The sequence below is a fragment of the Siminovitchia fortis genome, assembly GCF_007681465.1.
In the GTDB taxonomy this organism is placed as follows: Bacteria; Bacillota; Bacilli; order Bacillales; family Bacillaceae_C; genus Siminovitchia; species Siminovitchia fortis.
In genome coordinates, this window is sequence record NZ_VEKZ01000014.1 from 1 (window position 1) to 25,026 (window position 25,026).

Sequence of the window (25,026 nt, forward strand, 5' to 3'; positions counted from 1 at the left end):
AATTACGGTAGGTGTCTTTGAGTTACTCTAAAACTTGAAAAAAGTATTTGACATTGTACGCTTTTACTTTGTAAAAATAAACTGAGCGGAAACTTAAACGTTTCCGCCCAGCACTTACTTCCTTATCCTTCATGAGACCCGTAAACTTCTACCTATCCCGCTATAATTTTTGAAAGAACATAAGATTATTTTCCTTTCACTTTTTAACTGTCATTTGGTCTGCATTATACCCTTTTTATTTGATATACTGCTCCAGCTTCCGATCCCTCTCTTTTCTCTCTTCCACAGAAGCCAGATCATATTTCTTCAATAAGTGAAATACTTCATTCAAGGTATCCTGCGGTTGATCACTGCTTAAAAATTGTCCCAGTTCTTCTGCCAGACCCCCAGGCAAAAATTCTGCCTGGCTTTCAAGCTTGGCAACCACACTTTCAAGAGAATGGTCAATATTGCATTTGCTCATTTCAATCACCTTTCTATTTATCTTTTTAACAGTTCTTCCAACCGCGCCAGCTTCTCTTTCCGCTCTCTCCTTACCTCGATAGCCTGGTCAAGTGTGATGGCTGTAAACCTGCATGTAGAAAGCGGACGGGACTGGGCAATCAGATCCAAATCTTGGCTGATGACCGTACCTATCGTAACAAATCCGCCGCCCGTCGTTGCATCATTTTGCAAAACGATCAGCTCTTCTTCATTCGGGAACATAATTCCGCCGATGGGATAGGCAAAGTCTACGACATTTGTAAAACTGCTGCCTGCTCCAAATGGGGGCTCTTCCTCTATAAAAGAAACCTTTGCCCCGGTATACCGATAGGCAACCCGATTTGATTCGGGCAAAACGGTCCATTCCGAATTAAGAAATGCCTTCAATCCCTGGTCGCTGATCATGTGTCCTTTGATCCCCATCGTTACCCTGATTTCCTGTGACCGGCTGAAACCCGGGATAAATTCTTGCGGAACGGATTTGCCAGCCTGTTTGAAAACTCCGGGTAACGGTTCATTCATGCTTACCTTGTCACCTTTCTCCAATTTTCTTCCTTTAAATCCGCCGATTTTACTTAATTCATAGGTCGATCGGCTTCCAAGCACTTCCGGAACATCAATCCCGCCGGACACACATAAAAAAGCTTTTACTCCCTCCCAGCATGCATTCAGGGTAAGGACATCTCCTTCCCGAACCTCCGCAGCTCTCCAAAATTCCATCGGACGCCCATTGATCAAGGCTTCCATCGGAGCCCCGGTCAAAGCGATGACTGTATTTTTGTGAAATACCATTCTCCCGCCGAATAAAGTCATTTCCAGCCCGGCGAAGTCAACCGGATTTCCTATAAGGAGATTTCCGGCCATGAATGAAAATTTATCTGCTGCACCTGATGGCGGCACACCTAAATGATAGTTTCCCAGCCGGCCCAGATCCTGCACGGTGGTCCATAGTCCCGGTTCAATGATTTCTATCATGTTAAAAGTCTCCTGTCAATTCACGGATGTATTCATTTCCTCTTTCAGCATATTCCAAGGGAGACAGGTCTATATTTTTCATCCGGTATTTATACGTCCCTGCCTCCACAGCTTCACGGATCCGCACGTATTCGGACTCGCCGACGGATCTGTATTTCCAAATGTCACCCGGACGTGCCAAAAAATAGGATTCCAGTTCAGGCAAATATTTTTCATGATCCACAACAGGGACAGCGGACATGCCGATAAGCTGGTAGCTTCCCGGTCCGTTAACAGGGTATATGACATTGAATGCTCCTCCGATCCCGATGCTTCTAGCAGGCGTATCCGTTCGGGGACTTGCGTACTTCGGTGCCTGGATCATATCTTCGGGCTGGATGCCAAGCGGAAAATGCCAAGCGGTTCCGGGAAGAAAGCCAACCATCGTAATCAGGTAGGGAGTGCTTGAATGTTTTTCTATAAAAGCCTCCTTACTCTTAAATCCATTTGTCCGCATCACATATTCAAAGTTTGTTATTTCGGGAGAATCATGCCTGCTTTTGAACCGTTCGGAATACTCCCCTGTCACCGGATCATCATACCAGACCGGAATCTCGACGATCCGCACTGACAGGTTCAATTCTTTCGGATCGCTTTTCGTCAAATCGATTTCCCTTAAAAAGTCCAGCAGATCCCGCGCTGAAATGATGTCAGGGTTATAGCGGACCAAATAAGAGGCGTTGGAGGAAACAATGTCCGTAATGCCCGGAATGTTTCTTTTTCTCAGTTCAGCGGTAATGGCCAATGCCTTAAAATTGCTCTCTACCCTCATGTCACGGGAAATCTCGGCATATATATACTCGTCACCGCCAAAATTAAAATTCGTTTCAGGCAATGTAAACAACGTCTCCACCTCTATTTTTTGATCTTTTTCATCCGTCTGCTGATGGTGGCGGGGCTTACCCCTAATATTTCAGACACTTTTGCCGCCGTTCCGTACTTTCTCATCCCCAGTTCAATCAGCTGCGTTTCCAGTTCGGCTACCGCCTCTTTAAGCGGCATCATCTCCAGTACGAGCGGCTGTTTCTTCTTAGCTTCTTCCTCACCATACAGAACCTTCAAAACAACTTCGCGGTCGATCCATTCTTCCTGGCTTAATACAATTAATCTTTCCACAATATTTTCAAGCTCCCTGATGTTTCCCGGCCATCCGTACATTTCCAGCACTGAAATCGCATCGGGAGTAAAGCTCTTTTCGATGTTGTACGTCCGCTTGAACTCCTCCAGGAAATAAACCGCCAGTGGAAAAATATCTTCTTTCCTTTCGCGCAGCGGAGGGATGCAAAAAGGAATGACATTCAATCGGTAGAAGAGATCTTCCCGGAAATCACCCTTTGCCACCATTGCTTTCAAGTCTTTATTCGTGGCTGCGATGATGCGGACATCAATCGGAATGGTTTCCGTGCCGCCAATCCGAGCCATTTCCCGTTCTTGTATGACGCGGAGCAATTTTACCTGCATATTCAGCGGAAGGTCGCCAATTTCATCAAGAAAAATCGTTCCCGTATGAGCCCGCTCAAACAGGCCTGCCTTCCCTCTGCGGTCAGCACCCGTAAAGGCACCTTTTTCATAACCGAACAGTTCGCTTTCGATCAGCTGCTCAGGAATGGCGCCGCAGTTGACCCGAATGAAGGGGCAGTCCTTCCGTTGGCTGGCAAAGTGGATTTCATGCGCGAAAATTTCCTTGCCTACTCCTGATTCGCCTTCAAGAAGAATCGTAGAATTCATCTTGGCGGCTCTCCGAAGGTTATTCAATAAGGAAGCAATTTTGCCTGAACGGTAAACCAACTGTTTTTTCTCCGTTTCAGTTTCAAAGAGCTCCGGATTCAACTCTGTTTCGGCATTAATTGGCGCCGTCGATGTGATATCCCGTGAAAGAATGACCACTTTTTCCAGCTTTCCTTCATGATAAACAGGCGTAGCTACGGACCAAATTCGGGTTTTTCCGGAGGACTGCTGAATGGAAGTGACCTTCTTCCCCTGTTTGACACATAATTCAAATATATTCGGCTGAAAAATATTCCGCCTTGTGAAATCCTCGATTTGCTTTCCGATGATCTGATCGGCTTCCTTCGTTTTCCAAAAGCTGCTCAAAAACTGACCGGCCACACGAAGGATTGTCCCTTTTTCGTCAATGACCAAAATCTGCTCATTGGAGGAATCATACACCGCCTGCAGGTCGGAATACAGATGCCTGACAAAGTCCAATTCCTGGACGGCCTCTTCGAATTCCTCCCGGAGGTAAAACATATGTACAAGTCCTGTGATGTTCCCATCTATTTTCAGCGGATAAAAGTTGCCGCTCATTTGTTTAAAATTGATCGTGCTGTTCACGCTTACAAGCGTTTCCCCATCCAGCACCCTCTGCAAATCTTTTTCCATCGTCAACAGTGCTTTATAATTGCGGGATAATAGAAAAGACCCGGGCAGCCCCAAAAATCTTTCCGCTGTTTCGTTCATAAATTCGATTTTAAATTGGCTGTTCGTCCTGATAATTCCTACACCCGCCCCATGGATGATCTCATTTAAATGGATCAATTGCAGTTCATTGATTTGATGGCGGGCATTCTTGACCGTACTATAACCGGTGACGCCTCCGCTTGAATCAACTCCGATGACCGTCGTCACATTATGAAAAAATTCGACCGGAAGCGAATCGGGAACCTTTAAAATATCTTCCTTATATTGGATCGGTTCATCAAGGCTTTGGCCTGCCCCAATCTGCTCAAGCAAATGGCTGTTTGTTATATAGCCTATCAGTGCGCCTTGCTTTTCAACAAAGGCGATATCGGTCCGCTCACTTGTAATCTTTTGAATGGCCGACTTGATAGAATAGTCGTGTCCGACCACTGCTGTAATCGGTTTCAGGATGTCTTTCCAAAGAATCAAAGGATCCCTCCTGTTCCGCCGAAGAGGTGTTTCATCTATTATATCTCTTTTCCATCAACTTTGCCGATAGTTTTGCAGAGCCGCCTCATATGCTTCAGGCGTATCGATGTCATATAAAACCCCCCGATCCTCAACGGGAACCCGTTTCCTTATTGAGAACCGGCCCATAATCGCTTTTGCACCCTGATCACCCTCAACCTGCTGGAACCATTCCGTTTTTACATGACCGAAAAAAACCGGATGGCCGGCGGTCCCTTGAAAGCTTGGCTGTACAACAAACGGTGCATCCATGTCTTGAAGCATGGCATTTCCCTGCGTATATATATCGTGAATCGTTTTTTGAGAAATAAAAGGAAGATCGGCAAGAAACACCATTACACTGGAATGGCGTTCGCTCATTTGGCTTATGCCCAATTTTAAAGAGGTTCCCTGCCCCTGTCTGTAATCTTCATTCAATATCCAGCGGAACCGATCATCCTTAACGGGAATCGCCCGCCGGATCGCTTCCGCCTCATGCCCGATTACAGCGATGACTTCAGAAAAGTTTTCTGCAAGCACATGTTCAATGACATGCGCCAGGATGGGGCGGTCTCCTAAAGGCAGCAATTGCTTCGCTGTTCCCATTCTGGATGAAGTGCCGGCGGCAAGAATGATGGCACTTGTCTGTTCCATCATAAGTTTACAGTTGCTCCTTGGTGGATCGTATTTGCATCTTGCAAAAATCCTCCATGATGCCCTTTTTGCACCGCGATGATTTCTGCCATGATGCTGATGGCAATTTCCTCAGGCGTTTCCGAACCGATATCAAGGCCAATCGGGCTGTGCATCCGCCGAAGCTGTTCCTCCGTAAAGCGGATCCCTTCCCCTTGAATGGCCTCAAGCATCCGGACACGACGCTTGCGCGGGCCGAGAACCCCGATATATGGAGACGGTGAAGGCAAGACATATTTCAGCGTTTCCCGATCCCTTTCAATATGGTGGTTCATGACGATCACATATGTATGCCCGCCGATTTTTACTTCATCCTTCAATTTGGAAGTGTCGACCAAAATCCTTACCGTTCCCGGAAATCTTTCTTCACTGTTATAGAAGGGCCGCGGATCGACTAAGATTGTTTTCCATCCGAGCGACACTGCGTATTGGGCCACTGGAATGGCGTCATGTCCGGCGCCGAAAATCACAAGCTCAGCCGGCGGCATATACACATCAATAAAAATATCAATCTCCTTGCCGTTCTCCATTGTAAAGGACTGGGAAAGAGACTTCGGATTTTTTTCTTTCATCTTTTGCTGTGCCATCGTGATGACATGCGCTTGAACCGTTGAATCCGAAAAATCCCCGGCCGGCGCTCCTTTTTTCGGAATGAAGATACGCTCGGAGTCGCCTTTTTCCAGTAAAATGGTCGCCAGAACGCAGGGCTGCTCTTCTTTTATAGTGGCCAACCAAAGGTCAAAGGCTGGATCCTTCTTTTGCGGAACCGGCTCGATATAAATATCGACAGTACCAGGACAGCCCAGCCCTAGCCCCCAGACAAGGTCTTCATCCATGTCATATGTTTTTAAAAGGGGAGTGCCGGAGCTGATCACCTGCTTCGCCACTTCTGCAACATCCGCTTCGAGGCAGCCGCCTGAAACCATGCCGATCCGATTTTCATGTTCATCTATCAGCATTTTGGCCCCTTCCCGGCGGTAAGCTGATCCGTACACGCGGACAACCGTTGCAAGGGCAGCTTTGACGCCTTTTACCCGGGTATCTATGACAGCCTGGATGATTTTCTCATTTTCAGTCATACTCTTTACCTCCTAATCTTTATTTTCTTTGCAAGCTTCAGGAATGAATGTGCATCGGAGGCTTCGGCAAAAAGATCGATATATTTAAGTGCCGCCTTCATTCCGCGGGCCGTCGGTTCATAGCCTTCAATTTTCAGCAACGGATTGAGCCAAATGACGGAAGATGTCCTTCTTTGAATCTCTCCCATCGACCACGCCATGCGGCTGATATCCCCGGCATCCAGGCCGTCGCTGGCGATTATGACGACCGTATCTTGATGGAGCATTTGCGGGCCGTAATCCTGTACAAACGAATAGATCGATTCACCGATGCAGGTTCCCCCGCCCCAGGAATTCTCAAGCTTGCTTAAAGCCGGGAGATCCGTACGTTTATCCAGCAGCTGATCCGTCACTCTTTTGATTTTTGTAGAAAAAAGAAACACTTCCACATGCTTCGTACATTTTAACAATGCATAAGCGAACTGCAGGAACCGTTGGGTATAAAGGGACATGGAACGGCTTGCATCGCATAAAAGCACAAACTTGGCACCCTGTTTTTTTCTTTTTTTCCAATATAGATGGACAGGATAGCCGCCTGTCTGAAGATTGGCGCGCATCGTTTTCCGAAAATCGAGCCTGATCCCCTTTTTCGCAGATTGCCAGGAGTGCGCTCTTGTCAGCGCAATTTTTCTCACAAGCATTTTAGCCGCTTTTTCCATATCCCCGAGTTCATCGGGAGGGATATAGGCCTGAAATTCATCGGACTGCTTAAAGGCTGCTCTTGAAGCAACCCATGATAATTTCCGTTCTTCTTTGGCGGTTTCACCGCCTTGTGATTGTATTCCCGGTGATCCTGAGGGAACCGTCCCCTGTTTACCCGCTGTTTCATTTTTGCGTTCATGCGGCTTCTCCTGATCAGATTTTTCTTTTCGTCCATTTTTTTCTTCATCACTTAGATAATGAAGCAATTCTTCACTTAATCTATTTTCTTTTATGTTAAAAAAGAACTCTTTGAACGCATGGTCGAAAATGGGCTGCTCTTCCATGCTGGAGCAGAGAACAAGCCGTAAACACGCCTGAAATTGGTCTCTATTGAAAATATCAATCGTCTGGACGGCGCGGATGCTGTCCATCGTTTCCTGCGGCCCGATCAAAAAACCCCGATCCCGCAAATGAAGGCAGAATTTTAATATATGGTTGGAAAGTGTCCGTGTCAGCATGTTCCAGCCTCCTTTAGACCTTGGCCATGGAAAGAAGATTCCCTTCATTGATCTCTTTTTCAACGGTTTCCCAATCTTCCTGATCCTTGATAAAGCAGCCCAATGTTTGAAGTACTGCCTCTTTGTCCAGCTCACTTTGGTTCAGTGCCATCAAAGCGAAAGCCCAATCAAGGCTTTCGGCTATTCCCGGAATTTTTGCCAGCGGCATCTTGCGGACAAGCTGCATCATATGGACGATCTGCTTTGTCAGCTGATCGTTGATATTTGGAATTCGGGCATGAAGGATGGCGGACTCTTTTTCAACATCCGGATATGTAACCCAATGATACAGACAGCGCCTGCGCAGCGCATCACTCAGTTCCCGGGTCCGATTGGACGTCAAAATGACGTATGGCGGATGCTTCGCCTGAATGGTGCCCAATTCCGGAATGGTGATTTGAAATTCAGCAAGGGCCTCCAGTAAAAAAGCTTCAAATTCCTCATCCGCCCTGTCTACCTCATCAATCAGAAGCACGGGTGAAGAGTGCTCATCTGTCAGAGCATCGAGAATGGGGCGCGTAAGGAGGAATGGTTTGCTGAAAATGGCTGCCTCTTTTTCGGCCAATGAAGTATCGCTGTTTTCAGTCAAACGAATATGGAGCATTTGTTTGGCGTAATTCCATTCATATAAAGCTGAACTGGCGTCAAGCCCTTCATAGCATTGCAGCCGGATCAGCCGCGTATTCAAAGACTTGGCCAGCACCTTTGCAAGCTCCGTCTTTCCGACGCCTGCCGGGCCTTCGATCAACAGGGGCTTGTTCAGCGCTGTTACAAGATGGAGTGCTGTTAATGTTGCCGGGTCGGTGATATACCCTTGTTCCCTGAATGCTTCTTCGATTGTTTGTGCATGACGGCCGATATAAATCACCTCGTTTGGAAAGTTAACTTGAAAATGAAGGGGCCGCACTGTTAAAGCGCAGACCCTGGTTAGAAAAGAAAAACACCTTGATCAAAGCGGGCAAATAGGACAACTCCCCAGGTTGACAGGAAATTGGCTTAATTCTTGTAATTTCCATTCTGATCAGAACAAATCGGCCAATGCCCGGTTTCGGTGAAAAAGCACCCGCGCGGGCGTTGACGGTCTGGACCAGTGACCGCGTTCTTTGAAATAGCGCCTGCGCGGGCATTGGACAGTCGGACCAGTGACCGCGTTTTTTGAAATAGCTCCCGCGCGGGCATTGGAGAGGCGGCCCAGTGACCGCGTCCTTTGAAAGGCACCCGCCCGGGCATTGGACAGTCGGACCAGTGACCGTGTTCTTTGAAATAGCTCCCGCGCGGGCATTGGCTCGCTCTGCCGTTGACCGCGTCTGCCGTTAAAACCCTTCTGCGGGCGTTGGCGGTCCGACCCATTAACTAAGTTCATTGAAAAAGCGGCGAATATTAGGAAATCTGCTCGTGATTATGTGTTGAATTTTTGAATTCATTTTTTATAGACAAAAAGCATTTTTACAGTAAAACGGATTTCAACGCGCGAGCTGTATAAATTTTACATAGCTGTTCCCTATATTCTTCCGATGCAAACAGGTCGCTTCCCATATCCGCGTTTTCCACCGCAAGACCGGCAGCCGAGTCGATGACGGATTCGGAAGGAACTTGCCCCATCAGCGCTTCTTCTACAGCTTCCGCCCGGAATACCATATCTCCTGCCCCGGTGATTCCCACCCTGACATAATCGATTTTCCCGTTACTATCTGTTCCGGCAACTGCGGCAACCCCTACGACAGGATAGCCTGATGCCGGGTGAAAATATTTCAAATACGCCGATTTTGTATGTGAAGGAGGAATAGCAAAAGATATACTTGTAACGATGCTGTTCTCAGGCATCATCGTGATCAACGGTCCGATGATGAAGCTGTCAAGGCTCATCGTTTCTTCGCCTTCTTCCCCTTGGATTGTCAGCTCTGCATCGAGAACAATCGCAGCTGCAGGCAGGTCTGCGGCCGGATCCGCATGCGCGATATTGCCTCCGACCGTTCCGCGGTTCCTGATTTGAATATCCCCGACTTGGCGTGCAGCTTCTGCCAATATTGGAATATGTTCTTTAATGACCGGATCAGTGGCCGCCTCGCGATGGGTGGTCATTGCTCCGACAACGACGCGGTCCCCATCTTTGTGCACTCCTTTTAATTCGGAAATCCGGCTGATATCAATCAAAGTCCCGGGTTCAGTCAGCCTGAACTTCATCAGGGGGAGCAAACTGTGCCCGCCGGCGATCAGCTTGCCTTCCCCATCGCTCTCCTGTAATAATTGAATGGCCTGTTCAATGGAATCGGCGCGAACATAATCAAATTTAGCAGGAATCATGCTTGTTCCCTCCCTTTTTGAATTACCCGCCATACTTTTTCAGGGGTAAGCGGCATATCAATATCGGTGATGCCAAACGGTGCGAGTGCATCTACCACCGCGTTCATAACGGCTGGAATGGAAGCGGTCGTTCCCGTTTCTCCCACACCTTTGGAGCCCAATGGATTGACAGGCGACAAGGTTTCCGTAAAAGAATTTTCAATTTCGGGGAAGAACCGTGCTTTTGGCATTGTATAGTCCATAAACGTACCGGACATAAGCTGTCCCTCATCGTTGTAGACAATGCCTTCCCACATGGCCTGTCCTACACCCTGGGCTATGCCGCCATGTACCTGCCCTGATGCTGTAAGCGGGTTAATGACACGTCCGACATCATCGACAGCTATATACCGTTTAAGCTCAATCTCTCCTGTATCCTGATCAATTTCGACCACAACAATATGCGTGCCGAACGGATAAACGAAGTTCTCCGGATCGAAGAAGGCTTGCCCTTCCAAGGATGGCTCCATTCCTTCCGGGAGATTCCAGGCATAGTTCGCCGATCTGGCGATTTCCTGGAACGTGCGCTCGCGGCCTGGAACGCCTTTTACTTTAAATACGCCATTTTCAAAATCAATGTCTTCGGCAGAAACCTCGAGTTCATGGGCAGCAATCTTTTTGGCTTTTTCAACGACGCGCTCAGCGGCAAATGCAACAGCGCCTCCACCCACAGCGGTTGAACGCGATCCATAAGTTCCCCAGCCCATGGAAACAGCTTTTGTATCATTGAAAACGAATTCAATATCGTCCATTGGGATGCCCAGCTTGTCTGCTACCACCTGTCCGAATGTTGTTGCATGTCCCTGCCCGTGCGGAGAAGTTCCGGCAAAAACAGTCACTTTTCCCGAAGGATGTACACGGACGGTGGAGTTTTCCCAGACGCCTCCCTGGAATCCGATGGCGCCGGCGACCGCCGATGGACCAAAACCGCACAGTTCCACGTATGTAGACAACCCGATGCCGATCAGCTTTCCTTCTTTGCGCAAGTTTTCCTGCTCTTTGCGGAGCTTTTCATAATCGATGATTTCCAAAGCTTTCTTCAATGGCTTCTCATAGTCTCCGCTGTCATATACAAGCCCTTGGGCATTCGTATATGGAAAAGCTTCCTTTGGAGCGAAATTCTTTTTCCGGAGTTCAAGCGGATCCATGCCGATTTCCCTTGCAAACAGATCGATGATCCGTTCAATCTGGTAGGTTGCTTCCGGCTTTCCGGCTCCGCGGTACGCATCCGTAGGCGTCGTGTTCGTATAGACTCCGAACGTTTCGCATGAAGCATGCGGGATATCATAGGCGCCTGTAATCATGAGGCCGAAATCAATGGTTGGAACCCCCGGGCCCATTGTAGAGAGGTATGCTCCCATGTTGGCTGTATTTTTCACCCGGATAGCCGATAATTTTCCATCGCGGCTCCCTGCAAGCTCCACCTCAATGATTTCATCCCGGCCATGATTCGATGCCATGAAATGTTCGTTGCGCTGTTCGATCCATTTGACAGGCTGCTGCAGATCGCGTGCGGCATAGCCGACGAGGGCTTCATCCGGATACACGCCGATTTTCCCGCCAAAACCTCCGCCCATATCAGGCACAATGATCTGAAGCTTGGTTTCCGAAATTCCAAGAACTCCTGAAAGAACCATCCGGTGGATATGCGGGTTTTGCGATGTACAATAAAGTGTCAATTCTCCCGTAGCCGGGTGATATTGTCCTACCGCTGCGCGTGTTTCCATCGGGCTTGGCGCGACCCGCTGAACATGGAAGCTCTCCTTGACGACCGCTTCCGCCGATTGAAAAACTTCTTCAGGGATCTCGCCGGCCTTCCAATGGAAAGCGATATTGTTTTCAATATCATCATGGACAAGCGGTGCACCATCTTCCATCGCCTTTTTCTGATGAACAGCAGGAGGCAGCACCTCGTATTCAACATCAATCAGATCAAGCGCATCGCGGGCAGCATACCTGTCTTCAGCAATCAGCATGGCGACACCGTCACCTACGTAACGGACACGGTCAATGGCAAGCGGATATTGGGGCGCTTCTTTTAAATTGCTGTCCGGAACAAGCCACGATGAAGGGATTCTTCCGATTTTTCCTTCCAAATCCTTGCCGGTATAAATTTTTACAACACCCGGTAATTTCAATGCTTCTTCCACATTGATGCTTTTGATTTTTGCATGGGCATGGGGGCTTCTTAATATGACGGCATGCAGCATGCCGGGCAATTTGATATCATCAGAGAAATATCCGGTCCCTGTAAGCAGCTTGGGATCCTCTTTTCTTTTCACACTGGTTCCAACTACAGTCGCCATTACGAGCGCACCTCCCCAACAGCTTCTTTTGCCGGTATCGGCCGATCGGTTTCCGCCATGATTTGTATCGCTTTTTGAACAGCCTTCACGATAAACTGATAGCCTGTACATCTGCAGATAACGCCTTCCAGCCCTTCCCGGATCTCTTTCTCAGTCGGATTGGGATTTTCGTTTAACAGGCCGATCATCGCCATCATGACCCCCGAAGTACAGTAACCGCACTGAAGCCCATGTTCCTCCCAAAATCCTTGCTGCATGGGGTGCAGATTGTCAACCGTGCCGATTCCTTCCACAGTCGTCACTTCTGCTCCGTCCGCCTGAACGGCAAGCATCGTGCAGGATTTCACGGCAGCACCGTCCACCATCACTGTGCACGCTCCGCATTGGCTCGTATCACAGCCGATATGTGTACCGGTCAAACCAAGCTCATCACGCAAAAAATGGGCAAGCAGCATCCGTGGTTCAGCTTCTGCACTCCGCTCCCGGCCATTGACGGTCATATTCACCTTCATTTTTTCGTTTGTCATGAACCGCGCCTCCTCATTTAGATATGATCATTACAGGTTTGCGATTTTTTTCGTTTCTTTTTCAATATCTTTGAAAAATTGTCCCAACAACAGCTTGGCTACGCCTCCCATGACACGCTGTCCGACAGAAGCAAGAATACCGGTCACTTTTACATCTGCGCTGCAAGTAAGAACCGCCCCTGCCTCTGAATCTTTCAATCCCATTTCAGCCACTGCATCGATTTCACCAGGTTTCCCTTTCCCATGGACTAGCAGCTTATAAAACTCCGGCTCCCTTTTTTCCACTTGCCGGACTTCCGCCGTGAACACTCCTTTAACTGGACCCACGTTGATGCCAAGCTCGGCATCATATACGTCATCTTCCACTTCATCAAACGATTTGCATCCCGGCAAAGCCCCTCGCAACACCTCCTTATTTTGCAGTGTATTCCAAAGTGTTTCGACAGAAATGCCTTTAAACGTATGAGAGTTTTCTATTTTCACAGTTGATCACTCCTAGTTCTCTATTAACCGATGACTTCCTTGACAGGTACAATATCCACATCATTTGCCTTCAATGCGGAAACAATCGCTTTGGCAAGCTCAGGGGCACCCGGTGTATCTCCGTGGATGCAAATTGTTTGCGCCTTGACGGAAGCCTCTTTTCCGTCGTGGGTAGTGACTTTCCCCTCTTTGACCATGCGGACAACCCGCTGGGCCATTTCATCATAATCCTGGATAGCCTGCCCCTTCCTCGTCAGCACGATCGACCCATTTTCTGTATGCTCACGGTCCGAATAAGTTTCAAGCGCAACCGGAATCCCCATTTTATTCGCTTCTTCCCATACTTCGGAATTATTTAGGGCAAAAACGACCGTTTCCGGATTCACGGCGTGGATTGCCTCCAAAACTGCCCGCGCAAGCTCTCTGTCTTCCATTGCTTTCATGAACAATGCGCCATGCGGCTTGCAATGCTGGATGTCGACGTCGGCTGCCCGGGCAAATTCCCTTAACGCCCCTGTCTGATACGTGATGTAGTCCTTCACTTCCTGAGCCGTGCACATCATATAGCGGCGTCCGAATCCAAGCAGATCAGGGAAGCCAGGATGGGCTCCGATGCCCACTCCGTGCGCTTTTGCCATTTCAACCGTCCGTCTCATCACCTGCGGATCTCCCGCATGGAATCCGCATGCAATATTTGCAGAGGTAATGTACTTCATCATTTCTTCGTCATTTCCCATCTCATAAAGAGCAAAACTCTCACCCATATCACAGTTCAAATCAACTTTGTACATTATCTATCACCTCACCTGGCGTTCCTTCTGGAATTCATCCAAAAATTTTGTTGTATACTCACCTTTTTTAAAAGTGGCATTTTCCATAATGTCATATAGAAGCGGAAGGTTTGTTGTAATGCCTTCAACTTCCAACTTTTCGAGTGCTGCCTGCATTTTTCCAATGGCTTGATGCCGATCGTCTCCATGGACAATGATTTTCCCGATCATCGGATCGTAAAACGGCGATACTTGGCTCCCTTCTTCAACGGCAAAATCGAGCCTTGCCCCGCCTGGCAAAATCAATCGCTTGATGGTGCCCGGTGACGGAAAATAGGTGTTCGGATCTTCTGCATACAGGCGGCATTCGATGGAGTGGCCGTGCTTTTTGATGTTTTGCTGCCCAAAAGGAAGCTTTTCGCCTGCAGCCAGCTGAAACTGCAGCTCCACAAGGTCCAAACCGGTAATCTCCTCGGTAACAGGGTGTTCGACCTGAAGGCGCGTATTCATTTCAAGGAAGTAGAAGTTTTTCTCACCATCGAAAATGAATTCCATCGTCCCGACATTCGTATACCCGATATGCTGGACACCGCGGATCGCCGTCTGCAGCAGCTCTTTCCTTAATTTTTCATCTAAAAACGGGGAAGGGCTCTCCTCCACCACTTTCTGGTTTCTCCTTTGGACGGAGCATTCCCGCTCGTACAGGTGGATGACGTTTCCATGTTCGTCTGCTGCGATCTGAACTTCGATATGACGGGGTTCATTAATCCATTTTTCCAGGAATAAATCCCCGTCCCCAAAGAAAGACTCGGCTCTTTGTTTCGTGGAATCGAAGGCTTTTTCCAGTTCTTCGGCATTATGGACAAGCTGCATGCCGATCCCGCCTCCGCCCGCGCTGGCCTTCAGCATGAGCGGATAACCAATTTCACCGGCAAGGCTCACGGCTTCTTCAACAGACTCCAACCGCCCTTCCGATCCAGGGACAACCGGAACTCCTGCCTCCTGCATCTGGGCGCGGGCTTCGAGCTTGCTCCCCATCAGTTCAATCGCTTTTGCTGCCGGCCCGATAAACGTGATCCCTTCTTCCTCACAGCGTCGCACAAATGCAGGGTTCTCTGATAAAAATCCGTATCCCGGGTGGATGGCATCCGCATCTGTCTCTTTGGCCGCCTGGATGATGTTGTCTATGTCAAGATAGCTTTTCTTGGCTTGAGTCGGGCCTACACAGACTGCGGCCGTCGCCTCTTTGACGAACGGCATTGCGGCATCCGCCTCGGAATAAACAGCAACGGATTCAATTCCGAGGCGGTTGCATGTACGTATAATCCTGCGGGCAATCTCTCCTCTGTTTGCTATTAATATTCGTTTAAAAAACACAGGCATTTCTCCTTTGTAAAAACAGGTTAATGGTTTATTTTAAAATGGCAATTTCCTGTCCGGCGTCCAAAAGCTGCTCATTATCCGCTAAAAAACGATCGATCACACCGTCCGCTTCCGCTTTGATTTCATAGTAATTTTTCATGACCTCGACCAAACCGATGACATCACCCGCTTTGACTGAATCTCCTTCATTGACGTACACCTCTTTGTCCGGGGCCGGCTTCCGGTAAAACACTCCCGGAATCGGTGAAATAATTGTTTTGTTCTCTTCCATGATTAAACCTCCTGTTGTGATTGGATTTGCTCTCTTATTTGTTCAATCTTGTCTTTTTCTGCCTTTCTTGCTTCAAGCGCCTCATCAATATTGACGGAGATGAAGCGTACCTTTTCATTCGTCTTTGCCTGGGCCATCTTATTCAGGTCTGTGCTGATGATCGTGGCAATTGTCGCATATCCGCCTCCTGTGACAGCATCATTCAGCAAAGCGATCGGCTCGACACCGTCCGGTACCTGAATGGAACCGATCGGGTAACCCAGATCCACAACATTGGAAGGGTTGCTCCCGGCGCCAAACGGCTGCTCTCTTTCCACGAAATTCAAGCGCTCCCCTTTAAAGCGGTAGCCGACCCGGTTCGCTTCAGGAGTGACCGTCCAGTCCAAAGAAAAGAAACGCTCCTTGCTTTCTTCTGTCAGACGGTAGCTGCATAGGCCCATGATGACCCGAATTTCATGCTCCTTCGAAAATTTGGGTATTATTCCGTCCGGAATGCGGGTCCCGATTTTCACCTGCTGTATGACATCATTTCCGACTTTCAGTTCGTCGCCTTCTTGCAGCGCACGTCCGTCCAAGCCCCCGATTCCGCATAATGTATAGGTTGATCTCGATTCCATGACCGGGGGAACGTCGATCCCGCCCTGTACGGCAAGATAGACCCTGGCTCCTCCTTTGACAAAGTCGAATGACAATGTATCGCCGGCCTTGAGCGATAATGTCTCCCACATGGGAACGGATTCCCCGTTGATCTTTGGAGGGATTTCCCCTCCTGTCAGCGCAATGACCGCGTCCTGTTCAAATTCAAGGACAGGCCCCATATATGTAATTTCCAGCGATGCCGCTCCATCATCATTTCCGACAAGAAGGTTGCCCACTTTGTATGAAAACTGGTCCATTGCCCCTGAAGGAGGCATTCCCACTTCATAATGTCCAATCCGCCCAACATCCTGAACGGTTGTTTGCAAACCGGGATTTTTCACTTTGATCATGAGTATAACCTCCTTAACACTTCTTCGGAAAACGCTTTCGGATTATCGAGCACTTGCTTCGGGGTAAAAGTGATCTCCTTCGTCAGATAGCGGAAGGTCCCATCTTCCACTTCTTTTCTGATTGAATCATATTCTTCCCTTGTCACACTCCGGTATCTGAAGATGTCACCCTGTTTAGGGAATGTCATCGTATCCTGGAAGTCGTATAACTTGCTGTCTTTTTCAAAAATCGGAGCAGCGGCAATTCCGAATAATTGGTATCCCCCGGCTCCATCTACCGGATAGATGACAGTGAATGCTCCGCCAAGTCCGAAAGCCCTTTCAGGTGTAAAAGTCCTGGGCCGGACATATTTCGGCGCTTCGATCTGCTGCTCTCTCGGAACCATCTGATAGCACCACGGAAGCCCGGGAACAAAGCCGATCATCGTGACAAGATACGGAGATCCTGTCATGGCATCGATCAAGGCATCCGTTGAATCGAAGCCATTGATCCGAGCGGTGTATTCCAAATCGGTCGAGTTTGGATCCTGGTGCCGTTCCCTAAACCTCATCACCGTTTCATGTGTCCACGGATCTTCAAACAAAACGGGAACATCGACCATTCTTGACGATAATTCAAAGTCATCGATGGAAATCGTTTGCTCCAAATCTTTCAATTTTGAAATCAGCTTGTCCGGATGGATTTTCTCAGGTTCAAATCGAACCATGTAGGAAGCGTTCGAAGGGCAAATATCCAGGATGCCCGGAATCTGTTCTTCCTTTAATTGTTTCGTGATCGCCATCGCCTGAAAGTTCACTTCAAGGCTCATCTCTTCTGCCAGTTCGACAAAAATAAACTCATCTCCGCCGTATTCGTAACGGGCCATAAACACTTCACCTCTCATTTACTCTATCTGCCATTCTTATGTTGCAATATCCATGCCAATGATTAAAAAGTGTTATTCATTCGTATTTTCAGTTTCCTCCGCCTATTAATATTTCAAAAATGAAATGTTACCTTTCGTTTTTGAAATTCAAATGAACCTTACCAAAAAATTTTATATAAAAATGAACTTTTTTCATCTATGATTACTCTTATAAGTAAGTGAGGTGAGGGCATGGATGCAGGTCGGTTGGTAAAAAGGGCAAAAAAGGGGGACAAAGAAGCATTGCTTCAGTTGGTCATGGCAGAAAAGGATGCTTATTATAGACTTGCTTTGACATACATGAAAAATGAGCATGATGCGATGGACGTCATGGAGGATATGATTCTTACATTGTACCAAAAAATTGATCAACTCAAAAAAGCCGAAGCTTTTTACAGCTGGAGTAAAACAATCTTAGTGAACATGTGTAAATCCACCTTCATTAAGCAACAGAAAATAATCCCGCTGGAAAGCGCATCGGATGCCCAACATTCATACCTGGCTCCTTTTTTAAGCAGTGAACAGCGTTTGGATATTCAGAACATGCTGATCCATCTGAATGATCATCAAAGGGAAGCCATCGAACTAAAATATTTTCATGATTTGGATTACAAAACAATAGCTAAAATAACCGGTGTTTCAATTGGGACGGCCAAATCGAGGATTTTCGTGGGTTTGAAGAAACTGAGGGAAATTTTTGGGGGTGATTCGAATGAATGATGTTGAAAAGCTGTTGAATGAAGAAAAGAGACGCCTGAACTCCATCACAGCACCAGAGGAATTAGAATCAAGGCTAAAAGACGTCCTGCAATCCGCACCTCCAAAAAGGTTGAAGCGCTCCCCAGTTTTATTGAAATTGGCGGCCATCGTCCTCGTATTCATAGTTGCTGCCGGGTACCAATATAATGCCTTGGCCTACTATGGAAAGAAACTGCTTGGCTTCGATGAAATCATGAACAGCACCTTACAAGAGCTGAACGACAACGGCTCGGGCCAAACCGTTGATAAGAAGGCAGCCCTTAAAGACGGAACTCAACTTACTATTGACGGAATCATAGCAGACTCAAATCAAATGATCATGTATTATACATTAAGGAATCCAAAAGGATTGGATGAAAAGACTATTGACTTTTTTCAACCACTTAGAATTACCGGGTTTTTAACGAATGCAAAATTCGAAAGCGGCCAATATATGTCCAATAATGAAAACACCGAAATCAAAGGAACGATGTATTTCGAGCCTGTCAGTCCTTTTTCAAAAAAACTGACCTTTCATTATTGGGAAGCTGAGGACGGTCCAATGGAAGTTGAAAGTATCACTTTCCCTTATGATCCGAACAAAGCCATGCAGACTGAGCTTAAACAAAAGATTAATAAGACCGTGAAAGTGGATAAAGGAACAATTACCTTCAAATCCATTACAGCTACCCCAACATTGACGGTTATAGACGGTAAACTTAATGTTGGAAATTTTGACAGGGTTCCTTTTCCATTTGACGGCATTGAATTGATCGTCAATGGCGTGCCGGTCGATTCAATCGGGAGCGGCTCTGAGTCGGGACCTAACGGCACAAAGTTTGACCTGCGCTTCGATGCATTACCGAAGAAGCTTGATTCACTTAAGCTTGTGGTAAACCAATTCGCCGGATATAAGAAACTTGGGAAGAAGATAAAGCTTGATACCGTGAAAAATAAACCTTTTATAATTGGCGGAAGGGATTTATTCGTCAAAAAAATCTCCTCGACTCCACAAGGTTTGGAAATTACGATCGCGACAGATGACGATGTCATGCTTGATGAAGTATCCGTAGAAACTATTAGCGGAGAGGTACCTTTATCAACCACCGTAAAACAAACCGAAGAGGAACAAAAAGATGGACGGATCATAAAAAAGCGTACCCTGCTATTCGAAACAAAGGCCGAACCTGAGTCGTTATTGATAGAAGGAATGCATTATATAAAGCACTATAGTAAAAAAATTGATATCCCCGTAAAGTAGATGCACGAAAACCTGTCTGTGGGCAGGTTTTTTTCGCCAGAAACAAAATGCTGGTTTGTTTTATGATTCGTGCAATGCTAATTAACATTTCCCTTATTGGTTTTCACACTGATTTTATTCAAACTAAAAATAAGCCATATGAATAACGCTGACATCGCCAATGCAACCGCCACAACAACCGGGATACCCACCATTAATGAATCCGCCAGGAATACAACGATCGTCTGGACGGCAATAGCTGCTATGATCAGGCACATCAAGAGGTTCAGCCATTTTTCGCTGATCAATGATGTTAACTTTCCTCCGATCAGAGCACCGATAATGCCGCTGATTGCGAGTGGTGCTATGACGTCCATCCGGATATATTCCCAGTTCAGTTTTCCCAAAATTGTTCCTACACAAAGCATCCCGCCCACAACCATGCCGGTGCCCACAGCCTGCCTTATCGTTAAACGAAACAACCGCAGGAATATCGGCATGTACAGAAATCCGGCTGCAACACCGATCATGCCTCCAATCGATCCGACGATGATGCTGAGAAAAATGGCAGTGAAATACGGAAATCCGCCTTCCGCTTCAAGTTCTTTTCCGCTGTTCGGTAAAAAGGTCGCCACCGCGGCCAACAGCGCAAAAAAGGAAAAAATCCCTTGCAGCACATTGTCGTTGAATGAGTTGGCCAGCAAGGATGAAATTAAGCTGGAAATCACTGCAGGGATACCAAAGTATATGACAATTTTACTGACAACCAGTTTTTGCAGCCAAAAATAGACTGCTCCGGAAATTGTTGTAAAAAGTGTATAAAAAGCAGTTGTCGTCACAATCTGTTTCATATTCAGTTTCAATTGAAAAACGGCTGATATCAAGATCAGCATGCTCGTAGCGATAATGCTTCCTCCAACCGATACCATGCCGGAAATCATTCCTGAAAATAAGCCGATCAAAAATGCTAAAATCCACATAAAACCACCCCAACCTATTGCATTTTCCCGGAGTTGCCTTGCCCCTGCATTATTTCAACATATTTCGGGGAGTGACAGGCACCATCGAACCAACTATAATTGGAAATAACAATTGCTGCTGTTGTAATCAGGCAAAAGGGGACCCCACGATGAAAAAGTTCACAATCTTAATCTTTATGTCTCTTATTTTCTCACTGCCTCTGGCAGGATGCAACAGCCAGGCAGGGGAAACAGATCTAAAAGAAGAAAAAATACCATTGACTGTTTCCGCCGCAGTTAGTCTTACTGACGCGCTGGAAGAAATCAAAGAACTATATGAAAAAGACCATCCAGTAGATTTGACATTTAATCTTGGCGGATCAGGCACACTGGCCCAGCAGATCCAGCAGGGAGCTCCGGTGGATATTTTCATTTCGGCCAACCGGGAATGGATGGATAAACTGGAAGAAGATGACCTTGTCAATACCTCAACCAGAGAGGATGTCACAGGCAATAAAATCGTTTTGATCACAGGAGAGGCCTCCAAAATCGATTACAAATCAGCCGATGAAATATCTGCTGCGGATGTGGATCAAATTGCTGTCGGAAATCCGGAAAGCGTTCCTGCCGGAAAGTATACGGAGGAAATTTTACATAACTTAAAAAAATGGGATGAGCTGGAAGGAAAACTCGTCCGGGCAAAGGACGTTCGCCAAGTGTTGACATATGTTGAAACCGGAAACGCTGACATCGGATTTGTCTATGAAAGTGATGCGATGACTTCCGATAAAATCAGGATTTTATCGACTGTCGATGAATCGCTTCACGATCCGATCATCTATCCGGGCGCTGTCCTTGCGGATACAAAGCACGAAAAAGAAGCGTCAGACTTCCTGAAATTCCTGAAGACTGAAGAAGCACAGAGCATTTTGGAAAAATACGGATTCAAGCCATAATTGTTGTAAGGTAGGATGTTATGAACTATTCTCCGCTTGTACTATCATTTAAAACAGCTGCCATCGCAACGGTCATCGTCTTTATCACGGGTGTTGTCCTGGCAAGGATCATCGGGCGCAACTCTTTTTATGGGAAAAGTGTTGTGGAAGCCATCATTTTGCTTCCGCTCGTACTGCCCCCGACCGTTGTCGGCTTTGGGCTCTTATATGTTTTTGGAAAAAACGGGTTCATAGGGAAGCTATTGCTCGACTGGTTCGACTTCCAGATCGTATTCACATGGTACGGAGTTCTCATCGCCGCGGTTGTTGTTTCTTTTCCATTGATGTACCAAAGTGCTGCCGCCGCATTTCAACAATATGACCTGAACGTTGAGAACGCGGCCTATACGATGGGCGCCTCGAAATGGAAAGTATTTTGGACCATCTCCTTTCCCCTTGCCTGGCCGGGGCTGCTGGCAGGAACCGTCCTTTCATTCGCCCGCGCCCTGGGTGAATTCGGCGCCACGCTGATGATTGCCGGCTATATCCCGAATGTGACGGACACGATTCCGCTCGCCATCTACTTCGCAGTGGAATCCGGAAATATGGATCTGGCCAAATTTTGGGTCATCATTATTGTTGCACTCGGATTCAGTGCTATCCTATGGCTGAACTGGTGGAGCAAAAGGAATATGATGAAACATTCGAAGTCCTGATGGAGGGTTGACTGTGCTCACCGTAGATATTCAAAAACAACTGTCTCATTTTGAACTGAATATACAATTCTCGGCCGCCAATGAAATTGTCGTCCTTTCCGGTCCTTCCGGTTCTGGTAAAACGACTATCCTTAATAGTATCGCAGGACTGAGCCATCCGGATTCCGGGATCATCCGTTTAAACGGAACAGATTTTTTTGACGACAAGCCCCTTGTACCTATCCAAAAAAGAAATATAGGATATCTTTTTCAAGATTACGCCCTTTTCCCGCACATGACTGTCTGGAAAAATATCGCCTACGGCATGAAAAATGAAAAATTTGCCAAATACTTGATGAAAGAGCTTCGGATCGAACACCTGGCAGCCAAGTATCCATCCGAAATTTCCGGAGGGGAAAAACAGCGCACAGCCATTGCGAGAGCGATCGCCACTGAACCTGACGCTCTTTTGTTGGACGAGCCATTCTCAGCTCTTGATGATGAAACAAGAGAAAAAAGCCATGAAGAACTGCTCCGTGTTCATCAGTTATGGCGGATTCCCATTGTTATGGTCACCCATAACCGTGAGGAAGCGAAAAAATTGGGGAATCGGATTTTATTTTTAAGAGCAGGCAAGATTGTAGAGAAGAAGCCAAGAAAAGATTCAGTCACCATTGCATCCCCATAAAGTTTCCAAACAAAAAGCCTCTTGGATTCGGGAGGCTTTTCTTATTTCAGTTTATCCCTTAGAAAAAGTATATTTTATAAAATTATTATTGAAAGCCCTTGCAAACCAACTGCAAATTTTCGTATTATTAAAAATATATAACACATATGAATTTAATATACATTATATATAGTTTTATCAATCAACCAGAGGAGAAGTTATATGGATTTGCATCGATTGCGCTGCTTCATAAAAATAGTGGAAGAGGGAAGTGTTTCCAAAGCCGCTGAAGCGCTAAATATGACGCAGCCGCCATTAAGCATCATGATGGCCAAGCTGGAAAAAGAATTGAAAGTTTCATTGTTTGACCGGTCTGGAAGGCGGCTGACTTTGACAAGGGACGGGGAATTTTTATATGTGCGGGGGAAAGAGCTGATTGCATCTGCTGAAAATATGGTGAAGGAGCTGATGGAACACAATGACGGAATGCGCGGGACAGTCACCGCGGGATGCATTACCTCTGCTAATCTATTCATCATTCCTGATGCAGTAAAAAAACTCCGGGAAGAAGCGCCGAACATCATCATGCGTGTAAAGGAAGGGAATTCTTCGTTCGTGCTGAATGAATTGAGAAATCATAGAATAGACATCGGTATCGTCCGCACAATATTCGAGGCGGAGGATCTCCATATATCCACTTTAATGACGGAACCTTTACTGCTGGCATTGCCCCCCGGCCACCCATTATTGGATAAGCCGTCGGTCAGCATTGCCGACCTTCGGGATGAAAAGTTCATTCTTCCCACCTCTTCGCACGGTTCGGGAATTGCCGAAGAGATCGTGGAAGCCTGTCATAACAGCGGCTTTGCCCCAGATGTGGTTTATTGGGGAACGGAAGTTTTTCCAATGCTCTTCATGGTGATGAAAGGAGTGGGAATCAGTTTTGCGCCTTATAATTTCAGCCGGTTCCATTGGCCCGGGCTGCCGGAACTCGTTCCTTTGGCGGAACCCAAACTGGAAACGAAATTAAGCTTGGTGACACTGCAACATCATTACCAACCGTCGATAGTCGAACGGTTTTTGGACATTACGAGAGATGTAGCCAAGGAACTGCAGCCCGATATTTAAATGGGCGGGATCGTTGGCCCGCCCATAAAAAATTATTTTACTTCATTTAAGGTTTCTTTCATGCTTTCATAGGAGTTGCTCCAGAAGTCAGGTTTTTCCTTGAATGTTTTTGCGACTATTTTAACCATCTCTTTGAATTTCTCATCATAGCTGTCATCGTCTTTCGGCGGCAGGTCTTTTTTGTGCTCATCGACAAACGCTTTCGTCGATTCAGTGATCGGTCCCCACTTGGCCACTTGATCGCCATTTTCATCGATGAAAATGAAAATGGGGATTACCCTTTTCCCGTTTGTCAAGTATTGGTCCATCAAATCCAGATGCTGATCACGCGGCAGAAGCCGGACGTCCATTTCTGTTTTTTCCGCCAGACGCAGCAAAACGGGGACATTTAACATGCAATGGCCGCACCAGACTTCAGCCAATGCCACAACACGCAGGTTCTTCCCCTTGATTTTACCGAAAAATTCGTCGTCAGCAGGCGGCTGGAAATTTTCATAGATATGTAAAAAGGCGTCTTTATGGTACTCCAGGTCATCCATATATTGCTCGGGCGTCAGCCCTTTTTCAAACCAATTGTTTAAATTCATTTCTCTCACTCCTTCGCTATTCTTATAAAAAAGCTTATCGAATCATGATTATTCTGTAAACAAAACTGCTCGTCTACTATAATATAGATAGAGATAGAAAAGTATGGAATTAGAGAGGAAGGTAAAGATGGAAAAAATCACTCATGCCATTCAAGATGAATATCCGGACGAATTTGCCCACTGTTTTGGATGCGGGAGGCTGAATGAAGCAGGACATCATTTCCGGACAGGCTGGGACGGCGACAAAACCATCACCATCTATGAACCGAAGGAAGAACACAAGGCGATTCCGGGGTTTGTTTACGGCGGATTGCTCGCTTCACTGGTCGACTGCCACGGAACAGGCTCGGCTGCACTTGCCCTACATAGGAAAAATGGCCACGAACCTGGCAGCGGGCACGCACCTCCCCGTTTCGTTACAGCATCATTGCATGTCGATTATTTGAAACCTACACCCCAAGGAACAGCACTAAAAGCGATCGGCACCGTCGAAGAGATCCACCCTAAGAAATGGAAAACCTCAGTAGAAGTCTTTGCCGGAGATACCCTGTGTGCAAAGGGCGAAGTGGTCGCTGTCGTCATGCCTGATACTTTTAAAATTTGAAAAAGCATCCTCCCGCGGGATGCTTTTTCAAATGTCAAATGTGCTCCTTCCAACGCGTATATATACCGTTTCCATCCCCCTT

26 protein-coding genes are annotated in these 25,026 nt (G+C 46.9%); 7 read left to right on the top strand and 19 right to left on the bottom strand.

The window, feature by feature from the left end; translation table 11 throughout:
* Positions 1 to 235: 235 nt before the first annotated feature.
* The 17 genes from FS666_RS06855 to FS666_RS06935 all read right to left on the bottom strand — a co-directional run bounded on the left by FS666_RS06855 (position 236) and on the right by FS666_RS06935 (position 17,370).
* A complete protein-coding gene (locus FS666_RS06855) occupies positions 236 to 463 on the bottom strand; it encodes a group-specific protein (RefSeq protein ID WP_144460868.1) in 228 nt (75 codons plus the stop codon).
* A 17-nt stretch (positions 464 to 480) separates the two neighbouring features.
* On the bottom strand, positions 481 to 1,458 hold the full coding sequence (locus tag FS666_RS06860) for a 5-oxoprolinase subunit C family protein (protein ID WP_144460867.1): 978 nt from the start codon (positions 1,456 to 1,458) through the stop codon (positions 481 to 483).
* A gap of 1 nt (position 1,459) precedes the next feature.
* Positions 1,460 to 2,350, bottom strand: a complete 891-nt coding sequence (locus FS666_RS06865; protein WP_235870329.1) for a 5-oxoprolinase subunit B family protein — start codon at positions 2,348 to 2,350, stop codon at positions 1,460 to 1,462.
* A 2-nt stretch (positions 2,351 to 2,352) separates the two neighbouring features.
* Complete coding sequence (locus FS666_RS06870; protein WP_120072179.1) at positions 2,353 to 4,386, bottom strand: sigma 54-interacting transcriptional regulator; 2,034 nt, start codon at positions 4,384 to 4,386, stop codon at positions 2,353 to 2,355.
* A gap of 54 nt (positions 4,387 to 4,440) precedes the next feature.
* A complete protein-coding gene (locus FS666_RS06875; RefSeq protein ID WP_120072176.1) occupies positions 4,441 to 5,061 on the bottom strand; it encodes a nucleotidyltransferase family protein in 621 nt (206 codons plus the stop codon).
* On the bottom strand, positions 5,058 to 6,176 hold the full coding sequence (locus FS666_RS06880; RefSeq protein ID WP_120072174.1) for an XdhC family protein: 1,119 nt from the start codon (positions 6,174 to 6,176) through the stop codon (positions 5,058 to 5,060). Before FS666_RS06880 ends, FS666_RS06875 begins: the two co-directional genes overlap by 4 nt.
* 5 nt (positions 6,177 to 6,181) lie before the next feature.
* A complete protein-coding gene (locus FS666_RS06885; protein WP_186306478.1) occupies positions 6,182 to 7,375 on the bottom strand; it encodes a vWA domain-containing protein in 1,194 nt (397 codons plus the stop codon).
* A gap of 13 nt (positions 7,376 to 7,388) precedes the next feature.
* Positions 7,389 to 8,321 (bottom strand): AAA family ATPase, encoded by a 933-nt coding sequence (locus FS666_RS06890; protein WP_244943861.1) that lies wholly within the window; start codon positions 8,319 to 8,321, stop codon positions 7,389 to 7,391.
* A 539-nt stretch (positions 8,322 to 8,860) separates the two neighbouring features.
* Positions 8,861 to 9,718 carry an FAD binding domain-containing protein gene (locus tag FS666_RS06895; protein WP_144460865.1) on the bottom strand — a complete coding sequence of 286 codons (858 nt, stop codon included), beginning with the start codon at positions 9,716 to 9,718 and terminating at the stop codon, positions 8,861 to 8,863.
* On the bottom strand, positions 9,715 to 12,063 hold the full coding sequence (locus FS666_RS06900; RefSeq protein WP_144460864.1) for a xanthine dehydrogenase family protein molybdopterin-binding subunit: 2,349 nt from the start codon (positions 12,061 to 12,063) through the stop codon (positions 9,715 to 9,717). The genes FS666_RS06895 and FS666_RS06900 overlap by 4 nt, the downstream gene beginning before the upstream one ends.
* Complete coding sequence (locus FS666_RS06905; RefSeq protein WP_144460863.1) at positions 12,063 to 12,590, bottom strand: (2Fe-2S)-binding protein; 528 nt, start codon at positions 12,588 to 12,590, stop codon at positions 12,063 to 12,065. The genes FS666_RS06900 and FS666_RS06905 overlap by 1 nt, the downstream gene beginning before the upstream one ends.
* A 30-nt stretch (positions 12,591 to 12,620) precedes the next feature.
* Positions 12,621 to 13,073, bottom strand: coding sequence for an SRPBCC family protein (locus FS666_RS06910; protein ID WP_144460862.1), 453 nt, complete (start codon positions 13,071 to 13,073; stop codon positions 12,621 to 12,623).
* A 23-nt stretch (positions 13,074 to 13,096) separates the two neighbouring features.
* Positions 13,097 to 13,864, bottom strand: coding sequence for a LamB/YcsF family protein (locus FS666_RS06915; protein ID WP_144460861.1), 768 nt, complete (start codon positions 13,862 to 13,864; stop codon positions 13,097 to 13,099).
* A 6-nt stretch (positions 13,865 to 13,870) separates the two neighbouring features.
* On the bottom strand, positions 13,871 to 15,220 hold the full coding sequence (locus FS666_RS06920) for an acetyl-CoA carboxylase biotin carboxylase subunit (RefSeq protein ID WP_244943862.1): 1,350 nt from the start codon (positions 15,218 to 15,220) through the stop codon (positions 13,871 to 13,873).
* A gap of 34 nt (positions 15,221 to 15,254) precedes the next feature.
* The gene (locus FS666_RS06925) at positions 15,255 to 15,497 is read right to left on the bottom strand and encodes an acetyl-CoA carboxylase (protein WP_120072156.1); all 243 of its coding nucleotides are present in this window, start codon (positions 15,495 to 15,497) and stop codon (positions 15,255 to 15,257) included.
* A 2-nt stretch (positions 15,498 to 15,499) separates the two neighbouring features.
* Positions 15,500 to 16,486 carry a 5-oxoprolinase subunit C family protein gene (locus FS666_RS06930; RefSeq protein WP_120072154.1) on the bottom strand — a complete coding sequence of 329 codons (987 nt, stop codon included), beginning with the start codon at positions 16,484 to 16,486 and terminating at the stop codon, positions 15,500 to 15,502.
* Positions 16,483 to 17,370, bottom strand: a complete 888-nt coding sequence (locus FS666_RS06935) for a 5-oxoprolinase subunit B family protein (RefSeq protein WP_164876310.1) — start codon at positions 17,368 to 17,370, stop codon at positions 16,483 to 16,485. The genes FS666_RS06930 and FS666_RS06935 overlap by 4 nt, the downstream gene beginning before the upstream one ends.
* A 213-nt stretch (positions 17,371 to 17,583) precedes the next feature.
* On the opposite strand from FS666_RS06935, the gene FS666_RS06940 reads away from it, so the two are divergent.
* Both FS666_RS06940 and FS666_RS06945 read left to right on the top strand, forming a co-directional pair.
* On the top strand, positions 17,584 to 18,111 hold the full coding sequence (locus FS666_RS06940; protein ID WP_144460859.1) for an RNA polymerase sigma factor: 528 nt from the start codon (positions 17,584 to 17,586) through the stop codon (positions 18,109 to 18,111).
* Positions 18,104 to 19,390: a DUF4179 domain-containing protein gene (locus tag FS666_RS06945; RefSeq protein ID WP_144460858.1), complete on the top strand. Its 1,287-nt coding sequence runs from the start codon at positions 18,104 to 18,106 to the stop codon at positions 19,388 to 19,390. Before FS666_RS06940 ends, FS666_RS06945 begins: the two co-directional genes overlap by 8 nt.
* 77 nt (positions 19,391 to 19,467) lie before the next feature.
* On the opposite strand, the gene FS666_RS06950 is transcribed toward FS666_RS06945, so the two are convergent.
* The gene (locus FS666_RS06950) at positions 19,468 to 20,349 is read right to left on the bottom strand and encodes a sulfite exporter TauE/SafE family protein (RefSeq protein ID WP_120072148.1); all 882 of its coding nucleotides are present in this window, start codon (positions 20,347 to 20,349) and stop codon (positions 19,468 to 19,470) included.
* A 149-nt stretch (positions 20,350 to 20,498) separates the two neighbouring features.
* Between FS666_RS06950 and modA the strand changes: the two genes are divergently transcribed.
* The 4 genes from modA to FS666_RS06970 all read left to right on the top strand — a co-directional run bounded on the left by modA (position 20,499) and on the right by FS666_RS06970 (position 23,753).
* Positions 20,499 to 21,284 carry a molybdate ABC transporter substrate-binding protein gene (gene modA / locus FS666_RS06955; RefSeq protein ID WP_144460857.1) on the top strand — a complete coding sequence of 262 codons (786 nt, stop codon included), beginning with the start codon at positions 20,499 to 20,501 and terminating at the stop codon, positions 21,282 to 21,284.
* Positions 21,285 to 21,304: 20 nt separating this feature from the next.
* Positions 21,305 to 21,979 (top strand): molybdate ABC transporter permease subunit, encoded by a 675-nt coding sequence (gene modB, locus FS666_RS06960; RefSeq protein WP_144460856.1) that lies wholly within the window; start codon positions 21,305 to 21,307, stop codon positions 21,977 to 21,979.
* Between the two features lie 13 nt (positions 21,980 to 21,992).
* Positions 21,993 to 22,646 carry a sulfate/molybdate ABC transporter ATP-binding protein gene (locus tag FS666_RS06965; protein WP_144460855.1) on the top strand — a complete coding sequence of 218 codons (654 nt, stop codon included), beginning with the start codon at positions 21,993 to 21,995 and terminating at the stop codon, positions 22,644 to 22,646.
* Positions 22,647 to 22,847: 201 nt separating this feature from the next.
* Entirely contained in the window at positions 22,848 to 23,753 is a 906-nt protein-coding gene (locus FS666_RS06970) for a LysR family transcriptional regulator (protein ID WP_144460854.1), read from the top strand.
* Between the two features lie 32 nt (positions 23,754 to 23,785).
* On the opposite strand, the gene FS666_RS06975 is transcribed toward FS666_RS06970, so the two are convergent.
* Positions 23,786 to 24,340 (bottom strand): thioredoxin family protein, encoded by a 555-nt coding sequence (locus FS666_RS06975; protein WP_144460853.1) that lies wholly within the window; start codon positions 24,338 to 24,340, stop codon positions 23,786 to 23,788.
* 127 nt (positions 24,341 to 24,467) lie between these two features.
* Between FS666_RS06975 and FS666_RS06980 the strand changes: the two genes are divergently transcribed.
* Complete coding sequence (locus tag FS666_RS06980; RefSeq protein WP_120072136.1) at positions 24,468 to 24,944, top strand: PaaI family thioesterase; 477 nt, start codon at positions 24,468 to 24,470, stop codon at positions 24,942 to 24,944.
* The last annotated feature ends 82 nt before the right edge of the window (positions 24,945 to 25,026 follow it).

Excerpts from the sequence above, each read along its gene's own strand:
- FS666_RS06855 (WP_144460868.1), bottom strand. The coding sequence starts at position 463 with ATGAGCAAATGCAATATTGACCATTCTCTTGAAAGTGTGGTTGCCAAG.
- FS666_RS06860 (WP_144460867.1), bottom strand. The coding sequence starts at position 1,458 with ATGATAGAAATCATTGAACCGGGACTATGGACCACCGTGCAGGATCTG.
- FS666_RS06875 (WP_120072176.1), bottom strand. The coding sequence starts at position 5,061 with ATGATGGAACAGACAAGTGCCATCATTCTTGCCGCCGGCACTTCATCC.
- FS666_RS06880 (WP_120072174.1), bottom strand. The coding sequence starts at position 6,176 with ATGACTGAAAATGAGAAAATCATCCAGGCTGTCATAGATACCCGGGTA.
- FS666_RS06885 (WP_186306478.1), bottom strand. The coding sequence starts at position 7,375 with ATGCTGACACGGACACTTTCCAACCATATATTAAAATTCTGCCTTCAT.
- FS666_RS06895 (WP_144460865.1), bottom strand. The coding sequence starts at position 9,718 with ATGATTCCTGCTAAATTTGATTATGTTCGCGCCGATTCCATTGAACAG.
- FS666_RS06900 (WP_144460864.1), bottom strand. The coding sequence starts at position 12,063 with ATGGCGACTGTAGTTGGAACCAGTGTGAAAAGAAAAGAGGATCCCAAG.
- FS666_RS06905 (WP_144460863.1), bottom strand. The coding sequence starts at position 12,590 with ATGACAAACGAAAAAATGAAGGTGAATATGACCGTCAATGGCCGGGAG.
- FS666_RS06915 (WP_144460861.1), bottom strand. The coding sequence starts at position 13,864 with ATGTACAAAGTTGATTTGAACTGTGATATGGGTGAGAGTTTTGCTCTT.
- FS666_RS06925 (WP_120072156.1), bottom strand. The coding sequence starts at position 15,497 with ATGGAAGAGAACAAAACAATTATTTCACCGATTCCGGGAGTGTTTTAC.
- FS666_RS06930 (WP_120072154.1), bottom strand. The coding sequence starts at position 16,486 with ATGATCAAAGTGAAAAATCCCGGTTTGCAAACAACCGTTCAGGATGTT.
- FS666_RS06935 (WP_164876310.1), bottom strand. The coding sequence starts at position 17,370 with ATGAGAGGTGAAGTGTTTATGGCCCGTTACGAATACGGCGGAGATGAG.
- FS666_RS06940 (WP_144460859.1), top strand. The coding sequence starts at position 17,584 with ATGGATGCAGGTCGGTTGGTAAAAAGGGCAAAAAAGGGGGACAAAGAA.
- FS666_RS06945 (WP_144460858.1), top strand. The coding sequence starts at position 18,104 with ATGAATGATGTTGAAAAGCTGTTGAATGAAGAAAAGAGACGCCTGAAC.
- FS666_RS06950 (WP_120072148.1), bottom strand. The coding sequence starts at position 20,349 with ATGTGGATTTTAGCATTTTTGATCGGCTTATTTTCAGGAATGATTTCC.
- modA (WP_144460857.1), top strand. The coding sequence starts at position 20,499 with ATGAAAAAGTTCACAATCTTAATCTTTATGTCTCTTATTTTCTCACTG.
- modB (WP_144460856.1), top strand. The coding sequence starts at position 21,305 with ATGAACTATTCTCCGCTTGTACTATCATTTAAAACAGCTGCCATCGCA.
- FS666_RS06970 (WP_144460854.1), top strand. The coding sequence starts at position 22,848 with ATGGATTTGCATCGATTGCGCTGCTTCATAAAAATAGTGGAAGAGGGA.
- FS666_RS06975 (WP_144460853.1), bottom strand. The coding sequence starts at position 24,340 with ATGAATTTAAACAATTGGTTTGAAAAAGGGCTGACGCCCGAGCAATAT.
- FS666_RS06980 (WP_120072136.1), top strand. The coding sequence starts at position 24,468 with ATGGAAAAAATCACTCATGCCATTCAAGATGAATATCCGGACGAATTT.